Here is an 8,526-nt window from a genome sequence, read left to right as displayed (position 1 = left end):
CCCTAATTAAATAGCTGCATTAAATATAGAAATTTTCATTAGCTCAGTCAATTTTTAAGCACAAAAAAAGCAAGCCGTAGCTTGCTTCTTCTTAATTTTTACTAAAAGTAAAAATTATAACGGAGTGATGTTATCCGCTTGTGGGCCTTTTTGACCTTGTGAAAGAGTGAACTCTACACGTTGGCCTTCAGCTAAAGTTTTGAAACCGTCGCTTTTAATAGCGCTGAAGTGTGCGAACACGTCTGGGCCATTTTCTTGCTCGATGAAACCAAAACCTTTAGATTCGTTAAACCACTTAACTGTACCTGATACGATGTTAGACATAGTATTATTCCTGATATAAAAAATTAAAAATGCCCTAATGGGCGGGTGTAGCAAAAAATGAGATGGTACTTAAAAACTTCAGGACGGTACTACAAGTATTACTTATACAACAACGAAATAAAGATTTATTAATTACACGCTTTCTTTCTAGCTGGTGCCCACTATATAGAGTTACTAAGATAAGTCAAACACTATCGTCATTAAAACTCAAATTCTAATGCTAAGCGAAAGCTATGATCTTTACCGGATTGACTCAGTTCGCTGATAAAACCAGCTTCCCATTTTAACTGACGTTTTGGACTAAACCTATGTAAACCAATAAAGCCGGGACCAACCCCAACAAAATCCTCACCAGCGTAAATTTCTATTGATGGTTGAAACGCTGATCGATAGCGATAACGATACTGCAAACGAAACTCGCTTTCCCACTCATTCTCGATATCTGCGCCCCATTCATACACTAAAAATGCATTCATAGTCAGGCTTGTACGGCCAAACTCTTTTTCCCATAAAAAGCCAGTCGTTGCTTCGTAAGCATCCACTGTATGTTGTTTTTCAAGCTCAAATAGTGCCCCCCAGTCAGCCCATAATCGTCCCTGTTCAACAAGCTGCCAACGTAACTCGACCTCGTATGAAGATAACCCAAAATCGCCGTTATCGTCTCGTTCGCCAACCAAATAACCTTCAAGACTCATGGTATCATTAATTGCCCCACCAAAACCTGCGCGCTGCGCTAACACATTGCCGCTATCAGTTTGTCTCGACACTAAACGCCACTCTACTTCGCGCTCAAAAGGCATCACATAAGGGTGATATACTTTATCGACCACCATGCCATCAGCATGTGCGACTTGACTAATAGTTGCTAACAGCAAACAGCTTAAGCTAATCATTAAGAACCGCATACTGGCTCCTCTGTCTTTTTAATTTTTAAAACACGCGCTAAGGCGATAAATACCAACGCTGCAACTACATACACCCAAAGCGCTGTTTTACTTGGTGTGGCTTCGTAACCCAATAAGGCTTTTAATACCCGCCCTAGTTCTGAGTTTTCAACTAGAAACCCACGCCAATCTAAATAATTTGAAGTCACATCGAGTAAGTCAACCTGACTTGCTAAATCAAGAAGTATCAATAACTTTGCTGTTGCATTTAAGGCAAGCAACACAACTAAAGGCTGCACGCCTGCGCGTTTAACAACACTTTCAAGTAAAAAGAACAGTAACACACCAAAGCTAATACAAATACCAACCCCTAATAAGGTACCAAGTATCAGTGGCTCAGCAGTATCTTTGCTGTGCCAGAAACTGACTAAATAAATCATGTAGTGACTTAAATACAACGTCATGGTAGCAACCAATGCGACAGCTGCGGCCTGACTTCGTTGCTGACAACTAATTAATGCAGCTGCAAAAATCACAATACACAGCAACATTTGCATGAACTCTAAGCCTCTATGATCAAATAACTGGCTCCCCCATGCAGCGCCTTGTACAAACACTAAGCTCATCACAATACCAATAACGGCATAAATACATAGCTGACGCTGATTTAAAGGCACAATCAAACCCAAAAGCACAGCTAAAATAACCACAGGCAGAAGCTGATTTATACTCATCAGCAGACTAGTTATCAGCATCATCCACCTCCGTAGCCACAACAGTCCCTCGAGCAGTGTTAGGCGAAAATTCACCAAAAAAATCATAACGCCCAGGGCTTAATGGGCCGATATAAATCACACTGGTTCGGCCTGGGTAGAGCACTTTTTCGCGGTTTAAGTCAAAGCTATCGAACTCTTCAGGAGTGTCATCTTGATTTTCGATTAAAAGTCGCAGCTTTTTATTGGCAGGTACTTTAATTTCAGCGGGGTAAAATAGATGATCTCTTAAGATCAGTTTGTACTCTTTGGCATAAGCAAGCCAAGACGACATACATAGTAGCAGCATAGAGAATGCCAAAATCCATTTATTCACTAATCTCTCCTTGCATAAAAGAGACGCTTACGCGCAAGCCACCTAGGTGACTATCTGCAAGCGCAATATCAGCGTTATAAATCGATACTATGTGTTCAACAATAGCCATACCAAGCCCGGCTCCTTGCTCACCGGATGGATGTTTATCGCCACCCACGCGGTAAAAACGGTTAAATATGCGCTGCTTTTGAGCTTCATCAATACCTGGACCGGAGTCATCAATTTGCCAGATAAAACGATTACCTTCAGCTTTAAGAGTAATACAAATTTCTCCCACAGCTGGTGTATATTTTATGGCGTTACTCAGTAAATTGCCAAATAAAGTGATCAAAGTGAATTCATCACCAGCAATAATAAAATCATCACCATCTATGCTAATTGTATGCTCTTTTTCATCGATACGGTCATAAAGTTGTGCTACAACTTGCTGGCTAACCTCTAATACCGATACAGGGCTAAATTGTGCCTGCCACTGCTCTGGGTATGTTCGCCCTAAAATCAACATCTGCTCAACGATATTACTCAGTTTATCAACCCCTTTTTCCATCGCATCAAGTTCTACACTATCGACACCTTGGGCAAGTAAATTATGTACATTTATTTTTAAGCTACTAAGCGGTGTGCGCAGCTCATGGGCCGCATCTGAGGCAAAAAATCGTTCTCGTAAATAGGCACTTTCAACACGCTTAAATAGATCATTTAAGCGGCTGATTACGGGTTTAATTTCTTGTTCTGGGGTCTGCCAAGGGATCGCAGTAAAGTCATTTGCTTGTCTATGTTTAAGTTGATTAGATAACCGAGTGAGTGGCGCAAGCCCTTGTTTTACAAAAACACTAATAAGCAGTGCTAAGATTGGTACGCTCCATAACAATGGCGTCATAGCCGATAAAATCACTGTTTCTGTTAGTGCCACACGTTTACTCAATGGCTCAGCAATAAGCACCCGCTTATCTCCTTCGCTTAAACGGTATACTTTGACTCGTTGCCCTGCCAAATTCTCAACACTAAACCCGGTTTGCCAGTGACTTTGATTGATTGGGTTATTTTGTAATGACTTTGAGCTTGAGACCAAACTGTCATCCACCCAAACCTGAAATAATAACTGCGGTAAATTACTCGTATAGGCAGGAGTTTCTTTATTTAACGGCTGTTCAATCAACACATGCGCAAGCGTTATCAGCTCATTATCAAGCAGTGCTTCAGCCTGATTCATACTTTCTCGATAACCTTTAGTAAAAGCCAAAAAGCAGGTTAAGATCACCATAGACAAGATAAGTAAGGTGAGTCGCTTACGAATTGACACTAGCGTTTACCTACCACATAACCAATGCCGCGTAAGGTTTTTATGAACTCTTTCGGAAATTTTTTACGTAAGTGATGAATATGCACTTCGATGGTATTTGATCCCACCTCTTCGCCCCACTCATAGAGTTTACTTTCTAGCTGCTGTTTTGATTGCACGCGGCCCTGATTTTCTAACAAAGCTTTAAGGAGCATGAACTCTTTACGCGGAAGATTAACGGGCTCTCCTTGATAACTCACGGTAAAAGCCGCGGTATCCATTTCAACATCACCGACTTTTAAGGTGCTGGTTTGTGCTTGTGTCAGGCGCCTGCTTGCAACCCGAAGACGTGCAAATAATTCAGCGGGATCAAACGGTTTTGCAAGATAATCATCAGCCCCTAAATCTAAACCCATAACTTTATCGTCGATACTACCCCTAGCAGTTAAAATCACCACAGGAATGTTTTTACGATGTTTTTTTATATGCTTTAAAATGTCGATGCCATCACCGTCAGGTAGCCCTAAATCAAGGACTACCAGCTCAATTTCATCGTTGTCCAGCCATTGCATCGCTGACTTAACGGTCGAACTATGTTCAACACTATATCCTTGTTGACGCAAAGAGCGACACAGGCCTTCAGCCACTAAATGGTCGTCTTCAACGAGCAATAAATGCATAGTTTATCTCTTTATTTTTTTCTCTACCTTAGCCAATAGTTTAGTAATTTCTTGTTGGCGGTAAAGATCTGCTTTTGGTCTATCAGGGCGCGCTGGCGCTTGCTGAGCAACCAATAAAAATTCTTTAGCTGATTTATACTTACGCTCGTCATATAGGAATGAAGCATATAAATAGTTACTATCGATACCACGAGGATTTAGCTCAAGCGCTTGCTGAAACAGCTTTTTCGCTTCATCATCATCACCAAAACCAATTGGCCAACCCGGCACTTTACCGTACAAGGTAGCAAGGCTGGTGTATGCTGAACCGTCGAGCGCTTTTGGATCTAAGCTTAGCGCTTTTTCAAATTGCGCTTTAGCATCTTTTGCAAGACCAAGAGCACCTAAGCCCCCTTTCGCTCCCGCATAACTCGATAGCACAATACCGTACCAAATATGACTTGCAGCCTGCTGGTCATTCGCTTTTGTAAATTCAGCCGTTTCGTTGGCTAGTTTTTCAAAGGCATCTAATTGCGCATCATCAACTAATTCGTAATTAACCACTGCCCACTTTTTTTGCACCGAACTTAAATCACTATTAAAGTCGGCTTTTGCAGGCGCGGCCATGATAACACCTAACATCATTAGGGCTTTAAAATTTAGTTTAGTCATAATCATTCACCTTAATCAATTTAGTTCGCAAAAAAACTTTTAATTTTAGGAAGTTGTTTTGCTATTGCGTTATCAACTAGTGATGGAAATGCGCCGTTAATACGGGCAAATAATGTTTCAGGGAAGCCGATAAAACGGCGACGTTTTTTTGATTTAATTAAATCTATTAATGCATCTGCCACTTTTTCAGGCGGATCCATCGTGTTACCAAGCTCTTTGTTCATCGCGCGCACTTGTGGCGAATTGATCGCGGTATCAGTCGCGCGAGGTGCTAAATACAATATTTTCACATCGCTGTGGCTGAGCTCTCTGGCAAGGGCTTCTGTCATACCTCTAAGTCCAAACTTGCTGGCGCAGTACAAGGTTTGATATGGATATCCGATGCTACCAAACGATGAACCTATATTCACAATCGTGCCTTTGTTGCGTGTAATTTGTGGTAAAAATAGCTGGCATAATTTAATTGGCACATGCAGGTTGATATTTAACAGGTGATCTATTTGCTGCTCACTGATTTCACTAAAGCCCTGCATCACATTGACGCCTGCATTATTGATAAGTAATGTTGCACCACCAATTTGCTGAGCAAACTTGGCAAGATCATCACGGGATTCACTGTTACTTAGATCAGCCTGAAAATACTCTGCGTCATTACCACACTCCAACTTAAGTGCAGCAAGTTGCTTAACATTTCTGCCTACCAGCAATAAACGCCACCCTTCTTTGACAAGGCTAAGAGCAATAGCACGGCCAATGCCCCCAGTTGCGCCGGTTAGCACACAAACTGGGCTACTCATGCGCTTTGCTCCATGTCCGCCTCTGTAAAGAAAGGTTCTGAGTCGAGGTCACGAAAAATATTGCCGTATAGTTTGTAAAAACATTTAGCGGCGTGAATAATGGCTTGTTGGTCGTCCTCGTTGTCTATTTTATTCATTAGTGATTCGAAGAACTTAACGTGTTCAATATCAAGTGCACCGTGCGAAGTAAGGTATGAAAAAGCCTTTTTAGGTAGCCCAACAACCTCACGGATTTGTCCTGCAGCATTATCTGCTAATGCAATAGAAGTACCTTCAAGCACATGAACCATACCAAAGAAAGCTAAAGGATTACCGCGATTAATTGCATCATAGGCATACGACACCATTAATTCGGTCGAAAACTGTGGACGAGAATTACGTACCAACTCTTTATCAAAACCGCATGCAGCAATATCATTTAATACCCATTCTTGATGGCCTAACTCTTCTTCAATGTATTCTGCAACAGCTTCACGCAGCCACTCTTGTTTATCGGTAAGCTTTGCACCCACAGCCATTAGTAGTGGCACTGTGTGCTTAACATGGTGATATGCTTGAGTTAAAAACGATGCATATTCACTAAGGCTTACTTCACCTTTAAAAACTCGGCCAATAATCGGCGCAGCTAAAAGATAGTCACGCTCATTTTGTGTTTCGGCTTGTAATGTATTGAAAAATTGACTCATGCTCGTCGCCTCTTTGTAAAATGCTGAAATTTCTCTAGCAAAAAATTGGTTAATAACATCGCGTTTTGGGCGATTATTGCTAGTTAATAAACCTTGGGTGTGGCTCATTGGCTCTGCCAGACGATGCCATTTTTTTATCTGTGCGTATTCGGGTAACTGCGCGTTTTGTTTAGCAATGTGTGCTGCAAGCTCATTGTCACTCATCGCTTGGTTTGCAAAGATAAGCGCAGCTAAAAACGCTTGGCCTTCGCCAATAACGACAGCTTGCTGTACCTGACTGTGACTGAGCAATAATGACTCCGGCCACTCTGCACTGATATTGCGACCAAAGCTCGTGATCAGCTGATTTTTCAAGCGGCCTTGGATAACCAAGCGGCCTTCTTGCTCAGTAACTAAGTCTCCAGTGGCGTACCAATCTTCGCTATTTTGTGCGGCTTGACCTAAATAACCTAAAAACAATGAACCTTTGATATAAAGCTGGCCATTTTCAATTTTATATTGAATATGTTTAAGTACTCGGCCTGCAGTTTCGATGTCATCATCATTACTAGTGTTTAAACTCACCACCGATGAAGACTCAGACAAACCATAACCTTGATACACAGGTAAGCCACATTCACGGGCTTGCTTAATAAGCTGCTGGCTTACAACCGCGCCACCTACAGCAATAAACTTTAAGCTTTTAGGCGCTTGCCAGCCTTGCTTTGCAAAAGCCACCAAACAGGTAAGAAGTTCTGGCACTAAAATAAGAGTATTTGGCTCAGTACGTTCAATTGCAGCAATCAATTTGTGAGGTTCAAGTAACTGCGCACCAGAAAAACCAAGTTCAGCTAAAGGGACCAAATTAACCGTACCACCTGCTAATAGCGGCGCATAAACACCTGCTAAGTTCTCAAGCAAAACCGGTAACGGCAATAAACACAAATGGTTTGGTTTTTCTAAACCAATGCTTTGATAGAGTGATGTAGCTACCTGCATTTGACTTTCAAGAGATAAACACACGCCTTTTGGTGTACCCGTTGAGCCCGATGTAAAGGTAATCTTTTGCGTGTTAGCAAAATAAGGCACAGGCTGTGTATTACTCAGTTGATAAACATATAAAGGGTAATGCTTACACACGTCAACTAACGCCACTAACTTAGCATGCTCACCTTCGTATGCGCGGTCACATACAAATAGCCCTGCCCCACTGTTTTGCAAACCAAATGCAATTTGCTGAGCAGTAAAAAACGTTGGTAGCGGAATCGCGACTCTTTTAAGATCGCTAATCGCGGCTTCCAATACACACCATGCTGGCGTGTTATCTAATTGATAAGCGATGCCTTGGGCATCAAATTCAGCTAAGGTTGGCAGTAAACGAGTTACTTGCTCAGTAAACTCTTGTTTAGTTAGTGAGCGTACACCATCACTTTGATGGCAAACCATCAATGTGTCGCTATCCTTATGCGGTAATTGTGTTAACCAGCTCATAACGCCTCCAAAAATACAGCAAGCTCAAGTGATGACTGCAAACACTGCTGTTTGATATTGAATAAAACTGGGGTGTTTAATACACGTTGATGTGCTTCGTTTAGGTCAACCACACAAATGGTTGGTTGATTGTCGTAATAGCTACCCCAGCTGGCTGGATCTTGAAGTGCTTGTGCATTGGCAACACCGATTTCTTTGCAATTCACACCAAGCATTTTTAATAACGCTCTCACTTTACGGGTTGCGCAAAACACTAAATATTTTGCTCCTGCCTGATAAAGTGCTTCGTTCATTAAAACAAAATGTGCCAAGGTGGCTTTTCGATGCGTTGAGCATAAATTACCTAGCTCAAAAATGTGCTCACGCTTGGCACTGACAAAGTGCTCAATAGACGCAGGGAGGTATTGTTCAATAAACAAAGGCTGTGATGCAGAGCGAAGACCTAAAGTACATACTTCATCATCAACATTAAGCTCGCAAAGTAGCGGCATGAATTGCGAAATTTTCGCGTCATACGCAGCAGCAAAGCCTTGCTTGATATTGCTCTCAAGGCGGTCACGGAATTGACCTCCTTCACGAGTGCAAACAAAGGCTGGCTCTTGAACTTGAGTTTGTTGTAATTGTTGAACTGAAAGCATAATTGTTCGCTCCACTTAGGTTATG

The 8,526-nt window shown here is 41.8% G+C and carries 10 protein-coding genes and 1 pseudogene; all 11 read right to left on the bottom strand.

Features of this window, described 5'->3' with window-relative positions:
• Positions 1–114 precede the first annotated feature (114 nt).
• A complete protein-coding gene (locus L1D46_RS18650; protein WP_036972536.1) occupies positions 115–324 on the bottom strand; it encodes a cold-shock protein in 210 nt (69 codons plus the stop codon).
• Positions 325–524: 200 nt separating this feature from the next.
• Positions 525–1,217 (bottom strand): hypothetical protein, encoded by a 693-nt coding sequence (locus tag L1D46_RS18645; RefSeq protein WP_239978019.1) that lies wholly within the window; start codon positions 1,215–1,217, stop codon positions 525–527.
• The gene (locus L1D46_RS18640) at positions 1,217–1,966 is read right to left on the bottom strand and encodes an iron transporter (RefSeq protein WP_239978017.1); all 750 of its coding nucleotides are present in this window, start codon (positions 1,964–1,966) and stop codon (positions 1,217–1,219) included. Before L1D46_RS18640 ends, L1D46_RS18645 begins: the two co-directional genes overlap by 1 nt.
• Positions 1,950–2,297, bottom strand: a complete 348-nt coding sequence (locus tag L1D46_RS18635) for a cupredoxin domain-containing protein (protein ID WP_256854101.1) — start codon at positions 2,295–2,297, stop codon at positions 1,950–1,952. Before L1D46_RS18635 ends, L1D46_RS18640 begins: the two co-directional genes overlap by 17 nt.
• Complete coding sequence (locus L1D46_RS18630; protein ID WP_130052980.1) at positions 2,290–3,600, bottom strand: ATP-binding protein; 1,311 nt, start codon at positions 3,598–3,600, stop codon at positions 2,290–2,292. Before L1D46_RS18630 ends, L1D46_RS18635 begins: the two co-directional genes overlap by 8 nt.
• A complete protein-coding gene (locus L1D46_RS18625) occupies positions 3,600–4,259 on the bottom strand; it encodes a response regulator transcription factor (RefSeq protein ID WP_130052981.1) in 660 nt (219 codons plus the stop codon). The genes L1D46_RS18630 and L1D46_RS18625 overlap by 1 nt, the downstream gene beginning before the upstream one ends.
• Before the next feature lie 3 nt (positions 4,260–4,262).
• Positions 4,263–4,883: a hypothetical protein gene (locus tag L1D46_RS18620; RefSeq protein WP_239978018.1), complete on the bottom strand. Its 621-nt coding sequence runs from the start codon at positions 4,881–4,883 to the stop codon at positions 4,263–4,265.
• Positions 4,884–4,930: 47 nt separating this feature from the next.
• Positions 4,931–5,707 carry an SDR family oxidoreductase gene (locus tag L1D46_RS18615; RefSeq protein ID WP_130052983.1) on the bottom strand — a complete coding sequence of 259 codons (777 nt, stop codon included), beginning with the start codon at positions 5,705–5,707 and terminating at the stop codon, positions 4,931–4,933.
• Positions 5,704–6,393 carry an iron-containing redox enzyme family protein gene (locus L1D46_RS18610; RefSeq protein WP_205987957.1) on the bottom strand — a complete coding sequence of 230 codons (690 nt, stop codon included), beginning with the start codon at positions 6,391–6,393 and terminating at the stop codon, positions 5,704–5,706. Before L1D46_RS18610 ends, L1D46_RS18615 begins: the two co-directional genes overlap by 4 nt.
• A gap of 474 nt (positions 6,394–6,867) precedes the next feature.
• A pseudogene (locus tag L1D46_RS18605) lies at positions 6,868–7,818 on the bottom strand (AMP-binding protein); the annotation flags it as partial.
• 41 nt (positions 7,819–7,859) lie between these two features.
• Complete coding sequence (locus tag L1D46_RS18600) at positions 7,860–8,501, bottom strand: thermostable hemolysin (protein WP_130052985.1); 642 nt, start codon at positions 8,499–8,501, stop codon at positions 7,860–7,862.
• Positions 8,502–8,526 lie beyond the last annotated feature (25 nt).

It is taken from the genome of Pseudoalteromonas sp. Isolate3 (genome assembly GCF_022398505.1).
GTDB lineage: Bacteria > Pseudomonadota > Gammaproteobacteria > Enterobacterales > Alteromonadaceae > Pseudoalteromonas > Pseudoalteromonas apostichopi.
The sequence above is the reverse complement of the archived record's forward strand: the minus strand, read 5'-3'. Positions and strand labels throughout refer to the sequence as shown.